19 protein-coding genes and 1 tRNA gene are annotated in these 16,794 nt (G+C 66.2%); 10 read left to right on the top strand and 10 right to left on the bottom strand.

Annotated features, from left to right (window positions below):
- The first annotated feature begins 30 nt into the window (after window positions 1-30).
- From ftsE to TQ38_RS14615, 4 genes are all read left to right on the top strand, one after another.
- Entirely contained in the window at window positions 31-744 is a 714-nt protein-coding gene (gene ftsE / locus TQ38_RS14630; protein WP_043971480.1) for a cell division ATP-binding protein FtsE, read from the top strand.
- A complete protein-coding gene (locus TQ38_RS14625; RefSeq protein WP_043971479.1) occupies window positions 741-1,661 on the top strand; it encodes an ABC transporter permease in 921 nt (306 codons plus the stop codon). The genes ftsE and TQ38_RS14625 overlap by 4 nt, the downstream gene beginning before the upstream one ends.
- A 100-nt stretch (window positions 1,662-1,761) precedes the next feature.
- Window positions 1,762-2,298: a YdcF family protein gene (locus TQ38_RS14620; RefSeq protein ID WP_043971799.1), complete on the top strand. Its 537-nt coding sequence runs from the start codon at window positions 1,762-1,764 to the stop codon at window positions 2,296-2,298.
- Complete coding sequence (locus TQ38_RS14615) at window positions 2,295-3,005, top strand: 1-acyl-sn-glycerol-3-phosphate acyltransferase (protein ID WP_240197897.1); 711 nt, start codon at window positions 2,295-2,297, stop codon at window positions 3,003-3,005. Before TQ38_RS14620 ends, TQ38_RS14615 begins: the two co-directional genes overlap by 4 nt.
- A gap of 27 nt (window positions 3,006-3,032) precedes the next feature.
- On the opposite strand, the gene TQ38_RS14610 is transcribed toward TQ38_RS14615, so the two are convergent.
- The 3 genes from TQ38_RS14610 to TQ38_RS14600 all read right to left on the bottom strand — a co-directional run bounded on the left by TQ38_RS14610 (window position 3,033) and on the right by TQ38_RS14600 (window position 5,972).
- Complete coding sequence (locus TQ38_RS14610; protein WP_043971478.1) at window positions 3,033-3,818, bottom strand: transglutaminase family protein; 786 nt, start codon at window positions 3,816-3,818, stop codon at window positions 3,033-3,035.
- 103 nt (window positions 3,819-3,921) lie between these two features.
- Window positions 3,922-4,851 (bottom strand): prephenate/arogenate dehydrogenase family protein, encoded by a 930-nt coding sequence (locus TQ38_RS14605; protein WP_043971476.1) that lies wholly within the window; start codon window positions 4,849-4,851, stop codon window positions 3,922-3,924.
- Entirely contained in the window at window positions 4,848-5,972 is a 1,125-nt protein-coding gene (locus TQ38_RS14600) for a histidinol-phosphate transaminase (protein WP_043971794.1), read from the bottom strand. The genes TQ38_RS14605 and TQ38_RS14600 overlap by 4 nt, the downstream gene beginning before the upstream one ends.
- A gap of 87 nt (window positions 5,973-6,059) precedes the next feature.
- On the opposite strand from TQ38_RS14600, the gene TQ38_RS14595 reads away from it, so the two are divergent.
- The 3 genes from TQ38_RS14595 to metW are packed head-to-tail and all read left to right on the top strand — an operon-like array spanning window position 6,060 to window position 8,220.
- A complete protein-coding gene (locus TQ38_RS14595) occupies window positions 6,060-7,169 on the top strand; it encodes a homoserine O-acetyltransferase (protein ID WP_043971474.1) in 1,110 nt (369 codons plus the stop codon).
- Window positions 7,166-7,600 carry a GNAT family N-acetyltransferase gene (locus TQ38_RS14590; protein WP_043971472.1) on the top strand — a complete coding sequence of 145 codons (435 nt, stop codon included), beginning with the start codon at window positions 7,166-7,168 and terminating at the stop codon, window positions 7,598-7,600. Before TQ38_RS14595 ends, TQ38_RS14590 begins: the two co-directional genes overlap by 4 nt.
- Window positions 7,597-8,220: a methionine biosynthesis protein MetW gene (metW, locus tag TQ38_RS14585; protein ID WP_082057532.1), complete on the top strand. Its 624-nt coding sequence runs from the start codon at window positions 7,597-7,599 to the stop codon at window positions 8,218-8,220. The genes TQ38_RS14590 and metW overlap by 4 nt, the downstream gene beginning before the upstream one ends.
- 18 nt (window positions 8,221-8,238) lie before the next feature.
- On the opposite strand, the gene TQ38_RS14580 is transcribed toward metW, so the two are convergent.
- Window positions 8,239-9,324, bottom strand: a complete 1,086-nt coding sequence (locus tag TQ38_RS14580; RefSeq protein ID WP_052505564.1) for an acyltransferase — start codon at window positions 9,322-9,324, stop codon at window positions 8,239-8,241.
- A gap of 141 nt (window positions 9,325-9,465) precedes the next feature.
- Entirely contained in the window at window positions 9,466-9,669 is a 204-nt protein-coding gene (locus TQ38_RS29980) for a hypothetical protein (protein WP_162792255.1), read from the bottom strand.
- Here TQ38_RS29980 and TQ38_RS14575 point away from each other — a divergent pair, their 5' ends adjacent.
- Window positions 9,670-10,431: an acyl-CoA thioesterase gene (locus TQ38_RS14575; protein ID WP_043971471.1), complete on the top strand. Its 762-nt coding sequence runs from the start codon at window positions 9,670-9,672 to the stop codon at window positions 10,429-10,431.
- 74 nt (window positions 10,432-10,505) lie between these two features.
- On the opposite strand, the gene TQ38_RS14570 is transcribed toward TQ38_RS14575, so the two are convergent.
- The gene (locus tag TQ38_RS14570; RefSeq protein WP_043971469.1) at window positions 10,506-10,892 is read right to left on the bottom strand and encodes a VOC family protein; all 387 of its coding nucleotides are present in this window, start codon (window positions 10,890-10,892) and stop codon (window positions 10,506-10,508) included.
- A 208-nt stretch (window positions 10,893-11,100) separates the two neighbouring features.
- Between TQ38_RS14570 and TQ38_RS14565 the strand changes: the two genes are divergently transcribed.
- Together TQ38_RS14565 and TQ38_RS14560 are read left to right on the top strand one after the other, a co-directional pair.
- Window positions 11,101-11,772, top strand: coding sequence for a glutathione S-transferase family protein (locus TQ38_RS14565; RefSeq protein WP_043971466.1), 672 nt, complete (start codon window positions 11,101-11,103; stop codon window positions 11,770-11,772).
- Window positions 11,773-12,072: 300 nt separating this feature from the next.
- On the top strand, window positions 12,073-13,128 hold the full coding sequence (locus tag TQ38_RS14560; RefSeq protein WP_043971464.1) for a ribonucleotide-diphosphate reductase subunit beta: 1,056 nt from the start codon (window positions 12,073-12,075) through the stop codon (window positions 13,126-13,128).
- Between the two features lie 99 nt (window positions 13,129-13,227).
- Here the strand turns inward: TQ38_RS14560 and TQ38_RS14555 are convergent, their stop codons facing one another.
- The 4 genes from TQ38_RS14555 to TQ38_RS14540 all read right to left on the bottom strand — a co-directional run bounded on the left by TQ38_RS14555 (window position 13,228) and on the right by TQ38_RS14540 (window position 16,782).
- The gene (locus TQ38_RS14555) at window positions 13,228-13,743 is read right to left on the bottom strand and encodes a hypothetical protein (RefSeq protein WP_052505563.1); all 516 of its coding nucleotides are present in this window, start codon (window positions 13,741-13,743) and stop codon (window positions 13,228-13,230) included.
- Window positions 13,744-13,973: 230 nt separating this feature from the next.
- Window positions 13,974-14,049, bottom strand: a tRNA-Thr gene (locus tag TQ38_RS14550).
- A gap of 82 nt (window positions 14,050-14,131) precedes the next feature.
- Entirely contained in the window at window positions 14,132-15,859 is a 1,728-nt protein-coding gene (locus TQ38_RS14545; protein ID WP_043971462.1) for a DUF885 domain-containing protein, read from the bottom strand.
- Between the two features lie 38 nt (window positions 15,860-15,897).
- Entirely contained in the window at window positions 15,898-16,782 is an 885-nt protein-coding gene (locus TQ38_RS14540; RefSeq protein ID WP_043971460.1) for a hypothetical protein, read from the bottom strand.
- Window positions 16,783-16,794 lie beyond the last annotated feature (12 nt).

Raw genomic sequence — 16,794 nt, 5'->3', positions numbered from 1 at the left:
GGCCCGACTGAGACAACATTTTAGACGAGCATGACCGCGGACGGCGAAATCATCCATTTCGACAATGTCGGACTTCGTTACAGCACCGAACGCGAGGTGCTGAGCGATCTGACGTTCACGCTGTTCCCGGGGCGGTTCTATTTCCTCACCGGGGCGAGCGGCGCGGGCAAGACCTCGCTGCTCAGGCTGCTGTACCTTGCGCAGCGTCCTTCGCGCGGGGCGATCCGCATGTTCGGGACCGACGCCATCACCCTCCCGCGCGGGCGTCTGCCTGCCTTGCGCCGCCGGATCGGCGTGGTGTTCCAGGATTTCCGGCTGGTGGAACACCTTTCCGCCTTCGACAACGTGGCGCTGCCGCTGCGCGTCGCCGGGCACCAGGAACGCGATCTTGCCGGGCCGGTGCGTGATATCCTCGAATGGGTGGGCCTGGCGGACCGTATCGACGCGCGCCCCGCCACGCTTTCGGGCGGCGAGCAGCAACGCGTCGCCATCGCCCGCGCGGTGATCGCGCGTCCGGCGATGCTGGTGGCGGACGAGCCGACCGGCAACGTCGATCCCGATATGGCCATGAAGCTGATGCGGCTGTTCGAAATGCTCAACCGGCAGGGGACGACCGTGGTGGTCGCCACCCACGATCTCGACCTGCTGCGCAAGGTGCCCGACAGCCTCATTATGCGGCTGGACCGGGGGCGCCTTTCCGATCCCACGGGCGCCCTGCGCTATCCGCCCCGGAAGCTGACATGAAAAGGCTGGTCGATTTCGGGCGCCGACTGCGCGGCGGCCGTGCGGTGGACATCATTCCGCAGGCGCGCATGTCCGGGCCGATGCCCTGGGTGATCGCGATCATGGTGGCGATGACCGCCATCGCGCTGGCCGCCGGGCTGGCGCTGGGCAACGCCGTGTCCTCGGCGCGGGCAGAGATCGAGGGCGGCGTGACCGTCCAGATCATCGAGCCGCGCGCCGACATCCGCGCCGCGCAGGCCGCGCGCGCGGCGAAGGCTATGAAGTCCATGCCCGGCATCGCCGGCCTCAGGCTGGTGCCGCAGGAGGAACTGGACGCGCTGATCGAACCCTGGCTGGGCACGGGGATCGCCGCAGCTACGGGCGCCGCGATCCCCGTGCCCGCGCTGATCGACGTGCGCCTGAAAGGCCCGGCCACGCCGGCCCAGCTCGCCGCGATCGGCAAGCGGGTGATGCCGGTGGCGCCGTCGGCCCGGATCGATGCGCAGTCCAACTGGCTGCGTCCGGTCTTCGAGGCGATGGTATCGCTGCAATGGCTTTCGATCGCGCTGGTGGCGCTGCTGGCCATGGCGCTGGCGGCGGCCGTGCTGCTGGCGGCGCGATCGGCGCTGGGTGCCAACCGCGATACCATTGAAATCGTCCACCTGCTGGGCGGCACCGATGCGCAGGTGGCCCGCGTGTTCCAGCGCTCCATCGGCTACGATGCGGCCGGGGGCGGCACGGTGGGACTGGCGCTGGCGCTGGTGGTGATCCTTTCGCTCGCCCGGCGGTTCTCGGGGCTGGGCGCGGGGCTGGTCGACAATGGCGCGCTGATCTGGAGCGACTGGCTGCTGCTGGCGGTGGTGCCGATCCTGGCGACGCTGCTGGCGATGCTGACCGCGCGGCTGACCGTGCTGCACGCCTTGCGGCAAATGCTTTGATGCCTGCTTTCGTCCGTACTGAGAGCTTGCTCAGAAAGGACACGATAGTCGCCGTTTGGCGGCTTTCGAAGCAGGCTCCAAGTCCTATATAGCCTATATCATGTTCCGTCGCTTAACCGCCTTCATCGTGCTGATCTGGCTCTTCGGGTTCCTGTGGTTCGCCATAGCGCTGCCGGGGCCGCTGTCTGCCGATGTGCGCACCGATGCGATCATCGTGCTGACCGGTAGCCAGGGGCGGATCGAACATGCGCTCAAGGTGCTGGAGGCAGGCAAGGCGCCCGGCCTGCTGGTTTCCGGCGTGGACCGCGAAGTGCGCCCGCGTGAGTTCGCGGTGCAGTTCCGGGTTCCGCAGCGTCTGATGAAGTGCTGCGTGACGCTTGGCTACCGCGCTTACGATACCCGCTCCAACGCCATCGAGGCGGCACAGTGGATTAACGAGCGCGGGGCGAAATCGGTGCGGCTAGTCACGGCGGACTGGCACATGCGCCGGGCCGCGTTGGAAATCGGCCGCGAATTTCCGAACGACGTCAGGCTGGAACGTGATGGAGTGCCCTCGCACCCCAGCCTTGGCACCTTGTTCCTCGAATACCACAAGCTGCTGGCCCGTGCCGCGCTCAACCTCTGGGAAGCCCTGTGACCAAGATCGATTCGCCCGCCACGCCGCTGGACGTGGTGCGCAGCCTGCTGTTCTACGTCACCTTCTATCTGGGCACGATCTTCTTCGTGATCGCCACCGGCCTGGCTTCCTTCGTCAACGAGGAACTGATGCGGCGCAGCGCGCGCGGCTGGAGCCTGTATCACCGCCTCTGCGCGCGCTGGCTGCTGGGCATCCGCGTTGTCGTGGAGGGCGAGATGCCGGACGGCGGCGTGCTGGTCGCCATGAAGCACGAGAGCTTCTACGAGGCGATCGACCTGCCCGCGCAGATGCGCCACCCCGCGCCTTTCCCTAAGGCCGAACTGACCGAACTGCCCGGCTGGGGCTGGGCGGCACGGCGCTACGGCGCCGTCGTGGTGGAGCGCGGCGAAGGTGCGCGGGCCCTGCGCAAAATGATATCCAGCGCGCGCGGTTTCGCGGCAAAGGGGCGGACGCTGGCGATCTTCCCTGAAGGCACCCGCGTGCCCACTGGCCAGCGCCCGCCGTTGCAGTCCGGTTTCGCCGGGGTCTACAAGCTGCTGGGGCTGCCCGTGGTGCCGGTGGCGGTGAACAGCGGGCGGCTGTATCACCGGCGCTGGAAGAAGCCCGGCACGATCACCGTGCGCGTGGGCGAGCGCATCGAACCCGGCCTCCCGCGCGAGGAGATCGAGGCGCGGGTGATGACGGCCATCAACGTGCTGAACGTCTAGGCGAGGCTCCACCGGCAGCCAGCCCGTTCAGGCGGGCACCAGTTCGTTGACCACGACGGACTGCGACAGCATTTCGACATCGCCGAAGCTGGAGAGGAACGATACGTCGGCGGCATCGCGCCCGACGCCGATCTTGGCGATGCGGTCGGGCGAACTCATGCCGGTGGCGTCGACGATGTGCCAGGCCCCGTCGAGGAATACCTCGGCCACTGCATGGAAGTCCTGCGGCTCCACACCCAGGCCATAGACGCTGGCGAAGCGCGCGGGGATGGCACTGGCGCGGACCAGGGCGATCATCAGGTGCGCATAGTCGCGGCACACGCCCCGGCAGCTCTTGAAGGTGTCGGCGGCGGTGGTGAAGGCATCGCTCGAACCCGGCTCGTAAGTGAGGGTGGCGGCGATCCGGTCGCGGATGGCGGCGACGCGGGCGCCGCCCTGCAGGTGGCCGAACTCGTTCTCGACGAATTCATGGAACGTGTCCGACGTACAGTAGCGCGAGGGCATCAGGTAATCGACCGTCTCGCCCGGTAGAAGATACGTGGGCATGGCGGGGAGGGTGTCCACGTCCGCCAGCATCCGTTCGACCGAGACGGTGGCTTCGTAGCGAACCTGCAGCGGAGCGGCGGTGCGCAGCCAGATGCGTTCGCCGATATCGGCCTGCGCCGAAACGCGGGCGAAATGGTCCAGTTGCGGCAGGTCGATGCGCGCCTGCATCACGCGCTGCTCAGGGATCATGGCCGCCTCTATCTGGAGGAGAACATCGACCGGGCCGCGCACGGCGTAATCGAGGGTAGTGACAATGGAAAGCTGCATGGGCGGCGACGTCCTTGAGCGGGGATGCACCGCTCAAAAGCCCGAAAACGCTTCAGGCTCCCGGGGCGTGGGTTAAATATGCGTTATGCCCTGCCGGTGGGCATCATGCCTTGCCGGCTGCGACACCTTCATGATCCCCGCGGCCGAAATCGGCGCGGGCATCGTCCTGGCCTTCCTCGATGATCGAGCGGCGGATCGCGCGGGTGCGGGCGAACTGGTCGAACAGCTTGTCGCCGTCGCCCACGCGGATCGCGCGTTGCAGCGCGGTCAGGTCCTCGGTGAAGCGCTGGAGCATGGTCAGCACCGCTTCCTTGTTCGAAAGGAACACGTCGCGCCACATCGTCGGGTCGGACGCGGCGATGCGGGTGAAGTCGCGAAAGCCGCCGGCCGAGTACTTGATGACCTCGCCTTGCGTCACGTCCTCAAGGTCGGACGCGGTGCCGACGATGGTGTAGGCGATAAGGTGCGGCAAGTGGCTGGTCACGGCGAGCACGAGGTCGTGGTGACCCGGCGTCATGATCTCGACATTGGCGCCCAGCGCTTCCCAGAAGCCCACAAGCTGCGAGAGCATGACCATGTCGACCTTGGCCGGCGGGGTGACGATGCACCAGCGGTTGCGGAACAGGTGCGCGAAGCCGGCGTCCGGGCCGGAATTCTCGGTGCCGGCGACCGGGTGGGCGGGGATCACGATGTGGCCGGGCAGCGCTTCGCCCAGGGCCTTGGCGATGGCTTCCTTGGACGAGCCGACGTCGCTGACGAGGGCGCCTGCGGGGAGCGCTTCGCGCACCTGCTCGGCGGCCATGCCCATGGCGCCGGGCGGCACGCAGAAGATCACCAGGTCAGCTTCGCGCACGGCATCGGCGGCGGTTTCGCACACTGTGTTGACCAGGCCGCGCGCGGCGGCGCGGGCACGGTGCTGGGGTGAGAGGTCGTACCCGGTGGTCCGCGCCTCGGGCAGGTATTCCCGCACCGCGAGGCCGATCGAGCCGCCTTGCAGGCCAAGGCCGATGATGGCGATCCGGGCGAAGGTCACTTCGCGCTTTCCGCCATTTCGCGCAGGCCGTCCGCGATGGCGTCCATGTCTTCGCTTTTGCCGATGGTGATGCGCAGGGCCTGCGGCAGGCCCTGTCCGGGGAGCCAGCGTACGATATAGCCGCGATCCGCAAGGCCGTCGAAAGCGGCCTCGGCAGTGAGCGCGCCTTCGAACAGGACCAGCACGAAATTCGCCTGGCTGGGCAAGGGGCGCAGGCCGTGGTTGCCCAGCGCGTCCAGCTTGTGGACGAAGCGCGCGCGCTCATCGCGGTTGTGGATGCGGCTGGCTTCGACGAAGGCGCCGTCGCCCAGCGCGGCCAGCGCCATCGCCTGGCCGGTGGCGGGCACGTTGAAGGGCCCGCGAATGCGGTTGAGCGTGGCGATCAGGCCCGGCGCGCCGGTGGCCCAGCCGATCCGCTCTCCGGCAAGGCCGAAGATCTTGGAGAAGGTGCGGGTGACCAGCACGTTGTCATGTGTGCCGGCCAGTGCCAGCGCGCCGTCGCTGTCTTCGGGGGCGACATATTCGCCGTAAGCCTGGTCGATCACCAGAACCACGTCGGCAGGCAAGGCGGCATGCAGCCGCGCGATCTCGCCGCCGGGCAGGTAGGAGCCGGTCGGGTTGTTGGGGTTGGCGACGAAGATCACGCGGGTCTTGTCCGTCACCAGCGCCAGCAGCGCGTCGACATCGGTGCCGTAATCGGCATCGGGCGCCACCACTGGCGTCGCACCGCAGCGGCGGGCCGCGATGTCGTAGACCGCAAAGCCGTAGCGCACGTAGATCACTTCATCGCCCAGCCCGGCATAGCCCTGCGCGATGAGGTTGAGCAGTTCGTCCGAGCCGGTGCCCATCACCACGCGGGCAGCGTCGATCCCGTGTGCCGCGCCGATCGCGGTGCGCAGTGCGGTGCTGTCGGGATCGGGATAGAGCGCGGGCGCCTGCGCCTTCGCGGCAAGCGCGGCGTGGCTGGTGCCCAGCGGGTTTTCGTTGGCGGACAGCTTGATGAGCGGCTTCCCGTCCTTGCCCTTGGACTTACCGGGAACATAGGCGTGGATAGCCTCGATCCAGGGCTTGGGCTGCGGGGCTTGTCCCAGGGTCGGGGCGGAGGTTTCGATTTCGCTCATGACGGGCGGCCCCATACCCCAGCGCGGCTGCTAATGACAGGCCTCGATTGACTCTCTAAGAGCGGTTCCCCACTTGGCGAACGCATCATGTCCACGGCCTCTTCCCTCAATATCGAACGCAAGGTTCTCGAACTTGGCACCCCGCTGCTGCTCGACGGGGGGCAGAGCCTGCCGGAAATGCGCGTGGCCTATGAAACCTGCGGCACGCTGAATGCGGCCAAGGACAATGCGATCCTGATCTGCCATGCGCTGACGGGCGACCATCACGTCGTTTCGGACCATCCCAAGACCGGCAAGCCCGGCTGGTGGGTGCGCATGGTGGGACCGGGCAAGCCGATCGACACCGACCGCTATTTCATCATCTGCGCCAATGTCATCGGTTCCTGCATGGGCTCCACCGGGCCGGCCAGCCTTGCGCCCGATGGCGAGCCTTGGGCAAAGCGGTTCCCCGTCATCACCATCCGCGACATGGTGAAGGGGCACATCGCCGTGCTCGACGCGCTGGGCATCGATGCGCTTCATGCCGTGGTCGGCGGATCGATGGGCGGGATGCAGGCGATCAGCCTGGCCTCCAACTTCGCGGCTCGCACCCGGGCCGCGCTGGTGATCGCCTCGACCGCACGCCATTCCGCGCAGAACATCGCGTTCCATGAAGTGGGCCGCCAGGCGATCATGGCGGACCCGGAATGGCGCGAGGGCAACTATTACGCGCACGGCAAAGGCCCTGAAAAGGGCCTGTCGGTGGCGCGCATGGCCGCGCACATCACGTACCTTTCGGAAGCGGGCCTGACCGACAAGTTCGGCCGCCGCCTGCAGAACCGCGAGGAAAAGACCTTCGGGTTCGACGCCGATTTCCAGATCGAATCGTACCTGCGCTACCAGGGCCTGTCGTTCACCGACCGGTTCGACGCCAATTCGTACCTCTATATCACCCGCGCCATGGATTACTTCGATCTGGCCGAGGAGCATGGCGGCATGCTGGCCAATGCCTTCGCGGGATCGAAGGCGCGGTTCTGCCTCGTCAGCTTCGATACCGACTGGCTCTATCCCACCGCCGAATCGCGTAACGTCACCCACGCGCTCAACGCGGCGGGCCTGCCGGTCAGCTTCGTGGAACTGTCCGCGCCTTACGGGCACGACAGCTTCCTGCTCGACGTGCCGGCGCTGGACCGCGTGGTGGAGGGGTTTCTGGGATGATCGAACTTTCGGACGATGCGGCCCGCCTCGATGTCACGCGCATCCACGGCTGGCTGGAGACGAGCTACTGGACACCGGGCATCGCGCGCGGCGCTGTCGAGCGGCAGATCGCCGGCTCGCACTGCCTTGGCGCCTATCACCCGGAGCAGGGGCAGATCGGCTTCGCCCGCGTGATTACCGACCGCGCCAGCTTCGCGTGGCTCGCCGATGTGTGGGTGAACGAGGCATCGCGCGGGCAGGGCCTTGGCCGCCGCATGGTAAGCTGGTTCCTGGACCATCCCGACTATGCGACGGTGCGGCGTTTCGCGCTGACCACCGCCGATGCGCACGGCGTCTACGCCCAGCTCGGCTTCACCCCGCTGCTGCGGCCGGAGCGGCTGATGGAGCGTCTCTCGCCGGAATTCACCGCCATGCTGAAGGCTGCGTCATGAACGCTGTCCAAAGCTTCATGGGGAAAGCAGGCCTGCGCCCCGACCTTGCGGTGATCGCGGACAATGTGGCGAACGGCGCCAGCGTGCTCGACGTGGGCTGCGGCGACGGCACCTTGATGGCGGCCCTGCGCGACGGCCAGGGCTGCGCTACGCGCGGCATGGAGATCGACGCGGCCAACGTGGGCCGCTGCGTGGGGCGCGGACTTTCGGTGATCCAGGGCGACGCCGACAAGGATCTGGCCTTCTATCCCGACAAGTCGGTCGATTACGCGATCCTCAGCCAGACGCTGCAGACCACGATGCGCCCCGACATGGTGCTGGAGGAGCTGCTGCGCATCGGCCGCCGCGCCTTCGTCAGCTTCCCCAACTTCGCGCACTGGCGGGTGCGGGCCTCCTTGCTGTGGAACGGGCGCATGCCGGTGACGCGGCTGCTGCCGGTCGCCTGGTACGAGACGCCCAACATCCACCACCTTACCGTCAACGATTTCCGCACGCTGCTGAAGGATCGCGGGATCACCGTGGAGGGCCGCTGGTTCCTCTCCGGCGACCAGAGCTGCAGCGCGGCGGCGGCGAACTTCCGCGCCGAACATGCGGTGTTCCTGCTCTCACGCGGGGGGTGAGGGTGCGCTGCGCCGCGGTCAGGGCAGGGTGATCCGCTTGCTGAGCGCGTGCGCCGGTGCTTCGACCAGCCGGTAGGCCGCCCAGGCGACCGCGACATTGACGGCCAGCACGGTGACGATCGCGGCTAGATCCGGCAGTTTCAGGATGCTCGCCACAAAGAACCCCGCGCCGGTGACCGGGTTGTGGAACAGGTACAGGCTGTAGCTGATCGTCCCCAGGAAAAGCAGCGGCGGGCTGCGCAGGCCGTCCTTTACGAACCCGGTGGCCAGGCTGACCGCCAGAACCAAGGCGGTGATGAAGGCCACCCAGCCGAACGGCGACTGGCTCAGCGCGACCGGCACGAACAGCACGGCCATCTGCGCGGCGTCGATGCGGGAACGCGGCGCGCGGTAGGCCAGCACGCCCAGATAGAAGGCGAACCACAAATCCACGAACAGCCCTTCGAAGGGGCTGGAAAAATACCCTGCCGCCCAGATCGCGGCGATGCCGAAATGCAGCAGTCTCACGCCCGCCCGGCCCTTTGCCCCGAACTTGTGAGCGACCAGCAGGGAAATCACGAAGAAGATGTAGAACTGCACTTCGTAGCACAGCGTCCAGAACACGATGTTGATGTTCTGGAACCCCAGCAGGCTTTGCGCATAGACCAGGTGCGCTGCCAGTTGGGGGCCGGTGACATCGGGCGCAGGCGCGTGGCCGATGCGGTATTCGATGAAGCCGAGGCAGAGCACCGTCAGGATGGCCGCCCAGTAAGGAGGGTCCAGCCGGATCGCCCGGCGCAGGACGAAGCGCGAAAGCAGGCCAAGCGAAGGCGTGGCATCGCGCAGGCTATGGGCGATGACGAAGCCGCTCAGCGCGAAGAACACCGCGACGCCGCTTTCACCGTGCGCGAAGATCCACACGACCGCGCGCGGGGCCCGGGCGAACAGCTCAGATGCATGGCCGCCGGAATGCAGGTGGAACAGGACCACCCATAACGCTGCCAGTCCCCTCAGCGCCTGGGGAAGCGCGAAATGGCGCGTGGCGGCGATAGTGCGGGCCGCGTCCGGGGCGTCCGGCGCTTCGGCATCGACATCCATATCGGCAGCGCGCGCGATCGCATCCATGCAGTATTTCCCCGGTAGCCTGGGCGAGAGTGTAAGACAGCCGCGGGAGTTGGGGCGCTCCCCTGAATTACCTAGGGCAATAACCGGGCCGGGGATGCCGCCAGCGCCCGCCACGCCCGCCGGGGCCTTGACCGCGCAGGGCTATGCTGCGAGACGCCCGCGCTTCGGGCGCTTCCACTTGCCCGCAACGACAGGTCGGCCATTGGCGTTGGCATACGCCGCCACGGAGCAGTGCTCCGTCTTCGAGCCGACCATCACCCATACGGAGAAGATTCCCTCACTGGCCGCTGGCTTGCCGCTTTGCTGCGTCCCGTCGGCGCGCCGATAGAATCTGACGAGTGACACATGACGCAAATTTCTGATCCCGAAACCTTTGCCTCCGGCCCGGTGCAATTGATCGATACGGTCTTTCCGGGCGACACCAACCACCATGGCACCCTGTTCGGCGGCGTCGCGCTGGCGCACATGGACAAGATCGCTTTCCTCGCCGCAGCCCGCCACGCGCGGGCCCAGTTCGTGACCGCCTGTTCGGACCGCATCGACTTCGAGGCGCCGGGCCATGTCGGCGATCTGATCGAGGCGACAGGCCGGGTGGTCCGGGTCGGCAACCGTTCCATCGACGTGGAGGTGGAACTGGTCGCCGAAGCGCCCGTCACCGGCGAGCGCCGCCTGTGCACGCGCGGCAAGTTCACGCTGGTGGCCGAAAAGGGCTCGGAGACGCACCTGCCGTTCCCGCCGGTTCCCGAAGCGGGCGTGCCGGGCGCCGACGGCAAGCTGCACATGGTCGACATGGTCTTCCCGATGCAGACCAACCACTACGGCAGCCTGTTCGGCGGCGACGCGCTCAAGATGATGGGGCGCGCCGCTTTCATAGCGTCCACGCGCCACGCCCGCCGGCCCATGATCATGGGCACGTCCGACCGGATCGATTTCAAGTCGCCGATCCGCGAAGGCGAGATGATCGAACTGATCTCGCACGTTCTGATGGCGGGCGGGGATTCGGTGCTGGTCGGCGTCGAGCTATGGGCGGAAAACCTGCTCACCGGCGAGCGGCGTCATTCGGCGACGGCGAAGTTCACCATGGTGACCATGGACCCTAGCCGATAAGCCCGGCCTGAAAGACAAGGGGCCTCGCCATCAGCGAGGCCCCTGCCGCGATCAAGTCCGTCAGCAGCCTGCGATCAGGCGGGCAGGGCGTACATGCCGCAAAGCTTGTTGCCATCGGGGTCGCGCAGGTACGCGAGGTGGAGCTTGCGGGCCCCGAATTCGCGCACGCCCGGCGCGTCCTCGCACGAGACGCCGCCCGCCTCGCAGCCGGCCTTGTGCCAGGCGTCCACCTGTTCGGCGCTGTCGCACGAGAAGCCCACGGTGCCGCCATTGGCGAAGCAGGCGGTTTCGCCGTTGATCGGCGTGCAGATCATGAAGTTCGCGCCCTTATGGGCATAGGCGAGTCGGCCGGCAGCCGGGTCGCTCATGATCGGCGTGGCGCCGAGCACGCCGAACACGGCGTCGTAGAAGGACTGCGAGGCGGCAAGATCGTTGCTGCCCACGGTGATATGGCTGAACATGAAGGCTCTCCGGGTGAAGTCGTCTGTATTTTGCGCGCGAGGGTGTCGCGCACCTGCCGCATGGTCAATCGGCCTGCGGTGCGTAGCGGCGATATGTGACGGGCGCACGCTGGTTGTCGCACCTGCGGGACTTATCCACGCGTTTAGCCCCCATGCAAAATCCCCTTCGGGTGGACGCCTCCCCCGCGCTTTGGCATCGCCATAAGCCATGTGGCACATCTATCAGTTTCCGCTCTGCCCTTTCAGCCGCAAGGTCCGGCTGCTCATGGCCGAGAAAAGCATCGCCTATGAACTCCAGACCGCCAAACCATGGGAAGGCGAGGACCGGCTGTTCGCGATGAATCCGGCGGGGCGCACCCCGGTTATCCGCGAGACCGAGAAGGGCATCGTCCTGTCCGACAGCCGCGCGATCTGCGAGTATTTCGAGGAAACCGTCGACCGTAACCCGCTGATCAGCGGCACCGCCCAGCAGCGCGCCGAGATTCGCCGCCTGATCGCGATGTTCGACGAGAATTTCTACACGGACGTCTCGGGCCCGCTGCTGCTGGAGCGCATGAAGAAGCGCCTTGTCCTGCGCCAGTCACCCGATGCCAAGGCGCTGCGCGAATCGATGAAGCTGGCGCACGATTACCTCGACTACATCGATTACCTGATCGACAACCGCCCCTGGCTGGCGGGCGCGACGATGACGCTGGCCGACCTTGCCGCCGCCGCGCAGATTTCGGTGGCCGATTACCTGGGCGGGCTGGACTGGTCGACGCACGAGCAATCGCGCGCCTGGTATCTGGTGATGAAGTCCCGGCCCTCGTTCCGTCCGCTGCTTTCCGAGCGCATGGAAGTGATCCAGCCGCCCAGCCACTACGCCGAAGTGGACGGCTGAGCGCCTTGCCAGGTGGGGCTTCGACAGGCTCAGCCTGAGCGGGTTTAGGGATTGGCTCTCGAACCCCGCTCAGGCTGAGCCTGTCGAAGCCCCACGCGATCATGCACGCTCGCATGGCATCGGGGACACAACCCGTTGTGGTAAAACAATTCACTTGCCCCTACATCTACCTGTGCAAAGATTGATTCGGCGCATGGATTTGGCAGCGATCCTGCCTATCTCTGACGTCTCCGCCTGAGCGCGCCAGTGATGGAGGCTTCAGGCGAATCCCATATCAGCCGACCCACCGGAGCCCGCCCCATGCCTCTTCTCGAAGCCCGCAAGACGTACAAGCCCTTTGAATATCCCTGGGCCTACGACTTCTGGAAGATCCAGCAGCAGGTCCACTGGCTGCCCGAGGAAGTGCCGCTGGGCGAAGACTGCCGCGACTGGGCGCAGAACATTTCCGAGCATGAGCGCAACCTGCTCACGCAGATCTTCCGCTTCTTCACCCAGGCCGACGTCGAGGTGCAGGACTGCTACCACGAGAAATATTCGCGGGTCTTCAAGCCGACCGAGATCAAGATGATGCTGGCCGCCTTCTCCAACATGGAGACGGTGCACATCGCCGCCTATTCGCACCTGCTCGACACCATCGGCATGCCCGAGAGCACGTACGGCGCCTTCCTCGAATATTCCGAGATGAAGGAAAAGCACGACTACCTGCAGAAGTTCACCGTCGACAACGACGAGGACATCGCGCGCACGCTGGCCATGTTCGGCGGCTTCACCGAGGGCGTGCAGCTGTTCGCCAGCTTCGCGATGCTGATGAACTTCCCGCGCTTCAACAAGATGAAGGGCATGGGCCAGATCGTCTCGTGGTCGGTGCGCGACGAATCGCTGCACTGCGAAGGCATCATCCAGCTCTATCATACCTTCGTGCGCGAGCGGGACTGCCTGACCAAGGCGGTGAAGGACGATATCGCCGACCAGTGCCAGACCACCGTGCGCCTGGAAGACAACTTCATCGACCTCGCTTTTGAAATGGGCCCGGTCAACGGCATGACCGCCAAGGACATCAAGCGCTACATCCGCTACATCGCCGACTGGCGCATGACGCAGCTGGGCCTGAAGCCGATCTACATGATCGAGGATCACCCGCTGCCCTGGCTGCAGCCGCTGCTCAATGGCGTGGAACATGCCAACTTCTTCGAAACCCGCGCGACCGAGTATTCGAAGGGCGCGACTCGCGGCGACTGGAACACGGTGTGGTCGAACTTCGATTCGCGCCGCAAGGCGACCACCAACGACGACATCCTGCTGGTCGATGACGGTTCGGAGCCGGGCCTCTTCGGCGAAGGCGTCGCGGCGGAGTGACGCACGATACCGGGCGCTCCTGCATTGCAGGGTGCCCGGACCGCCTTACAGGACAGGCGCCCACCGCTCGCGGAGGCGCCTGTTGCATGTCGGGCCTGCTCAGTAGGGAATGGGCGCGGCGGTGAATGCGGGAACCTGCTGGCCCTGCACCATGACCGCAGAACGACCGCTGATCACGATCGAGCCGAGAAGCGCGCCGACAGTGTTGCCGCGCCCTTCCTGGCGATGCTTCCCGGTCAGCGCCATTTCGCGGCCGTTGACCAGGACGCTCTTGAATTCGACCTCGAACTTGCCCGACTTGCCGCCAATGGCGCGCCCGGTCTTCCACGAGATGACGCCGGTTACCGGCGAACCGCGCGGGATCACGATGAAGCCGTTCTCGGACACGTCGCCGACGGTGACGAAGCGGAAGGCCTGGCCGACTTCCACATGCTTGCTGCTGATTTCCTGAACCGGCGTGATGCTCAGCAGGGTGTTCGCCGGCATCAGTTTGCCCTGCATCACCTGCCCGGACATGTTGACCCGCTGCGGCGCTTCGATGCCGCCCTGTAGCGGCTGCGCGAAAGCCGGCGCTGCGCAAAGACAGGCAGCGAGTGCAAGTGTTGTATACTTCATGAAAACCCCCGTTTGATTGGCCTTAGGCCGATACGGCGGATATCCTTACTTAGCCGTCAACGCCGGGGGCGAAAAACGATGACAAAATTGTAAGGCTGAGGGGCGCTTTTGGGAGACGGCACCAGCTCATACGGAATAAAACGTATGTGCGAAGAGGCGGTAATACTGTCGTGACGGTAATGCGTCTGCGCCGCCTGATTGTCTGGCCTTGCCAGAAATCGCAATGCGCGTGGTGCCGGCTACAGGAGTCGAACCCGTGACCCCCTGATTACAAATCAGGTGCTCTACCAACTGAGCTAAGCCGGCCCTGCGTTCCGCATCAAGCGGAGCAAGTCCGGCGCCCTTACCGCGAGCGGGGGGCGCCGGTCCAGTCAGAAAACATCTTTGGTCAGAAAACGGCGTGCGGAGCGTCTTCCTTCATCATCACTGCGCGAACCAGCGGGATCGGCGGGCCGCCGTAGCTGAGGAAATCGTCGTGGAAAGATTTCCACGCGGTGCGGCCGCCGCGCGTGGCGGTCCAGTCCTCGCGCAGCTTGCGGATCATCAGCTTGCCTAGCGTGTAGTTGAGGTAGGCCGGATCGTAAGTACCGCGCGCGGCCTGCTGCTCGGCGGTGCCTTCGTCCTGGTAACATTCCTTCATGAACAGCGACTTGGACTGCGCCTGCGTCATCCCGCGCGCGTGCAGGCCGATGGCGGAGAGGTAGCGGCAGTTGCGCAGCAGCGCGTTGGAGATCTGGCCGACCTGAACGCCGGGATCGCCATTGCCGAGGCCCGCCTCCAGCATCATTTCCTCGGCATAATGCGCCCAGCCCTCGGCGAAGGCGTAGCCGACGAACAGCTTGCCCACCATCGAGGGCGCGGCGTTCGAATGGAGGAACTGCAGGTAGTGGCCCGGCATCACTTCGTGGACGGTGGTGAACAGCAGGTCAGCCTTGCCGGGGATGTAGTCCATCTGCATCTGCTTCGACCATGTCGGGTCGGGCGGCGAGATATAGTAGATCGACGAACCGCCGTTCTCCAGCGGTCCCGGCGGATCGATATAGGCTGAGTTCGCGCGGTTGTAGGGCGGGCTTTCCCCCACCTGCGCCAGCTTGGTGCCGGGGATCGTCAGGATATCGTGAGTGCGCACGAACTGCGCCAGTTCGGGGATTTCGCGGCGGGCTTCGGCGACGGGTCCGTCTGCGGGCTTGTCGGCGCGCATCTTGTCGAAGCACTGGGGGATCGTCTTGCCCGGCGCGAACTTCACGCAGGCCGCTTTCAGCGCCTGCTGGTTGCGCACAAGATCCGCGCGGCCGACCGCTTCCAGCCGGTCCAGCGGCGCGTCGACCGCCTCGGTGGCGGCGACCATGCGCGAGAACTTGTCCGCGCCCATCGCGAAGTCCTGCGTCGCCGTAGCCTTGGCGACCTGCTCGGAAACGGCCTTCATGGCGGCGGCGGCCGCTTCGGAAGATGCCTTGAAATCGGCCTGGAGCGCCGGGTCGGCCACGTCCGCGAACGCAGCGCGGGCATCGCCGCGATAGTAGTCCGCGAAGCCGCCGAAGCCGTCCTTGCCCACCTTGATGAAGCTGGCGGGCATCGCGGCGGGCAGGTTGGCGCCAATCTGCGCGGCGGCTGCGGGCACGGCCTTGAAGAAGGCGATCATGGCCTTCATTCGTGTCGGCTTGTCGGCATAGTCGCGGCTGACGTAGACGTTCGGGTCAAGGCCGCCATTGATGTAGAACGTCGGATTGGTATGCGGCAGGTCCGCGTCCTCCAGCCAGAACAGCTGGCCCTTGGCGACCTGCACCATGTAGTCGCGCTCGAAGCTGTCTGCCTCGGACAGGCCGGTGAAACTGCCGGCCTTGTCGATCACCGAGTGGAGGAATGCGGCGCGGGCCTTCAGGCCGGTATCGCTCCAGTCGGGCAGCTCGCCGTCATACTGGTGCGCCCCTTCGTAGATGGCGAAGGATGGATCGACGGCGAACCACTGCTCGATGCTCTGGTCGACAAAGGCCTTCCAGCTTGGGGTTGGCGCGGTTTGGGCCGGCGTGGTCGCGGACACGGTTTCACCGGCCGGCGGAGTAGCGCAGGCGGCCAGCGATAGGCAGGCGATACCTGCCAGCAGAACGGTCTTCATTGGGTGGAAGCTCCCTGTTTTATGGAGCAGGTTGTGCGTCAGGCCGCGCCGAAGGTCCAGCCCTCGGTTGCGGCGAGTTCCGGCGTAAGTTCAGAGGGATGCCACAGTTCGCTGCGGTGCGCGGCGGTGCGCAGCCAGGCGGCGGTGACGAGGGCATCCGCGCTGTGATCGTCGATCGCGCCGCTGCCGCCCAGCGGCTGCGAGCCGAGCGCGGCCAGCGCGGTATCGAGCGCGGCGTGATCGGTCATCTTGGCACGGCCAGCGGTGCGCCCGGCGGCAACGGCGGCGAGGGTAGTGTAGATTTCAGTCACCACCGGCCCGCTTTCCGGTAGCGGATCGACCGGCCACACCGGCACGCGCCCACCCAGCCGGTGGAGCAGGCGCATCCCCGTCAAGCTCGACTTGCCGACTTGCGCCGCGCCGACGAGGTTGAAGTTGGAGTAGGGCCTGCACCCGGCGTGGGCCTGCGCCTCCTCTGTCACGCGCATCCGTCCGCGCCGGTGCAAGGCGCCGGGAAGGTGGAAATGCACACCCTCTCGCCCGCCGTGGCGGCGGAAATAGGGGCTGAGACCGGGGTGGTCGACGAAGCTGGCGGCGCCAAGGTGCGGATCATCCGCGCAAAGGCTGTCGATCATCGCCCATAACGCGCGGGCATCTGGCGGGCTTTGCGCCCATCCGGGAAAGAACGCGCCTGCATCGGCGAAAGGCAGTGATATGCCCAGGTCCATGCCCACCAGCGTATCGGGCGGCAGGCGGCGGAGCAGCAGGTCGAGCACCTCGGCGCGGGACCAGCGGGCATGGCCGGGCGGGTGCAGCAGGCGCGGGGCGCCGTCCCCTTGCGCGCACAGGGCGAGCGCAATGCCCTTGTGCCGCTCACCCTGTGCGCCGGACCAGTCGATCGCCATGAAGTTGCGGAAATGCATCGTGGTTCCGTC

Source organism: Novosphingobium sp. P6W (assembly GCF_000876675.2).
Classification (GTDB): Bacteria; Pseudomonadota; Alphaproteobacteria; order Sphingomonadales; family Sphingomonadaceae; genus Novosphingobium.
Note: the sequence above shows the minus strand (reverse complement) of the source record. Positions and strands in the feature narration are given on the sequence as shown.

Coding starts and splice junctions, on each gene's coding strand:
- ftsE (WP_043971480.1), top strand. CDS start 31: ATGACCGCGGACGGCGAAATCATCCATTTCGACAATGTCGGACTTCGT.
- TQ38_RS14625 (WP_043971479.1), top strand. CDS start 741: ATGAAAAGGCTGGTCGATTTCGGGCGCCGACTGCGCGGCGGCCGTGCG.
- TQ38_RS14620 (WP_043971799.1), top strand. CDS start 1,762: ATGTTCCGTCGCTTAACCGCCTTCATCGTGCTGATCTGGCTCTTCGGG.
- TQ38_RS14610 (WP_043971478.1), bottom strand. CDS start 3,818: ATGCAGCTTTCCATTGTCACTACCCTCGATTACGCCGTGCGCGGCCCG.
- TQ38_RS14600 (WP_043971794.1), bottom strand. CDS start 5,972: ATGAGCGAAATCGAAACCTCCGCCCCGACCCTGGGACAAGCCCCGCAG.
- TQ38_RS14595 (WP_043971474.1), top strand. CDS start 6,060: ATGTCCACGGCCTCTTCCCTCAATATCGAACGCAAGGTTCTCGAACTT.
- TQ38_RS14590 (WP_043971472.1), top strand. CDS start 7,166: ATGATCGAACTTTCGGACGATGCGGCCCGCCTCGATGTCACGCGCATC.
- metW (WP_082057532.1), top strand. CDS start 7,597: ATGAACGCTGTCCAAAGCTTCATGGGGAAAGCAGGCCTGCGCCCCGAC.
- TQ38_RS14580 (WP_052505564.1), bottom strand. CDS start 9,324: ATGGATGCGATCGCGCGCGCTGCCGATATGGATGTCGATGCCGAAGCG.
- TQ38_RS14575 (WP_043971471.1), top strand. CDS start 9,670: ATGACGCAAATTTCTGATCCCGAAACCTTTGCCTCCGGCCCGGTGCAA.
- TQ38_RS14570 (WP_043971469.1), bottom strand. CDS start 10,892: ATGTTCAGCCATATCACCGTGGGCAGCAACGATCTTGCCGCCTCGCAG.
- TQ38_RS14565 (WP_043971466.1), top strand. CDS start 11,101: ATGTGGCACATCTATCAGTTTCCGCTCTGCCCTTTCAGCCGCAAGGTC.
- TQ38_RS14560 (WP_043971464.1), top strand. CDS start 12,073: ATGCCTCTTCTCGAAGCCCGCAAGACGTACAAGCCCTTTGAATATCCC.
- TQ38_RS14555 (WP_052505563.1), bottom strand. CDS start 13,743: ATGAAGTATACAACACTTGCACTCGCTGCCTGTCTTTGCGCAGCGCCG.
- TQ38_RS14545 (WP_043971462.1), bottom strand. CDS start 15,859: ATGAAGACCGTTCTGCTGGCAGGTATCGCCTGCCTATCGCTGGCCGCC.
- TQ38_RS14540 (WP_043971460.1), bottom strand. CDS start 16,782: ATGCATTTCCGCAACTTCATGGCGATCGACTGGTCCGGCGCACAGGGT.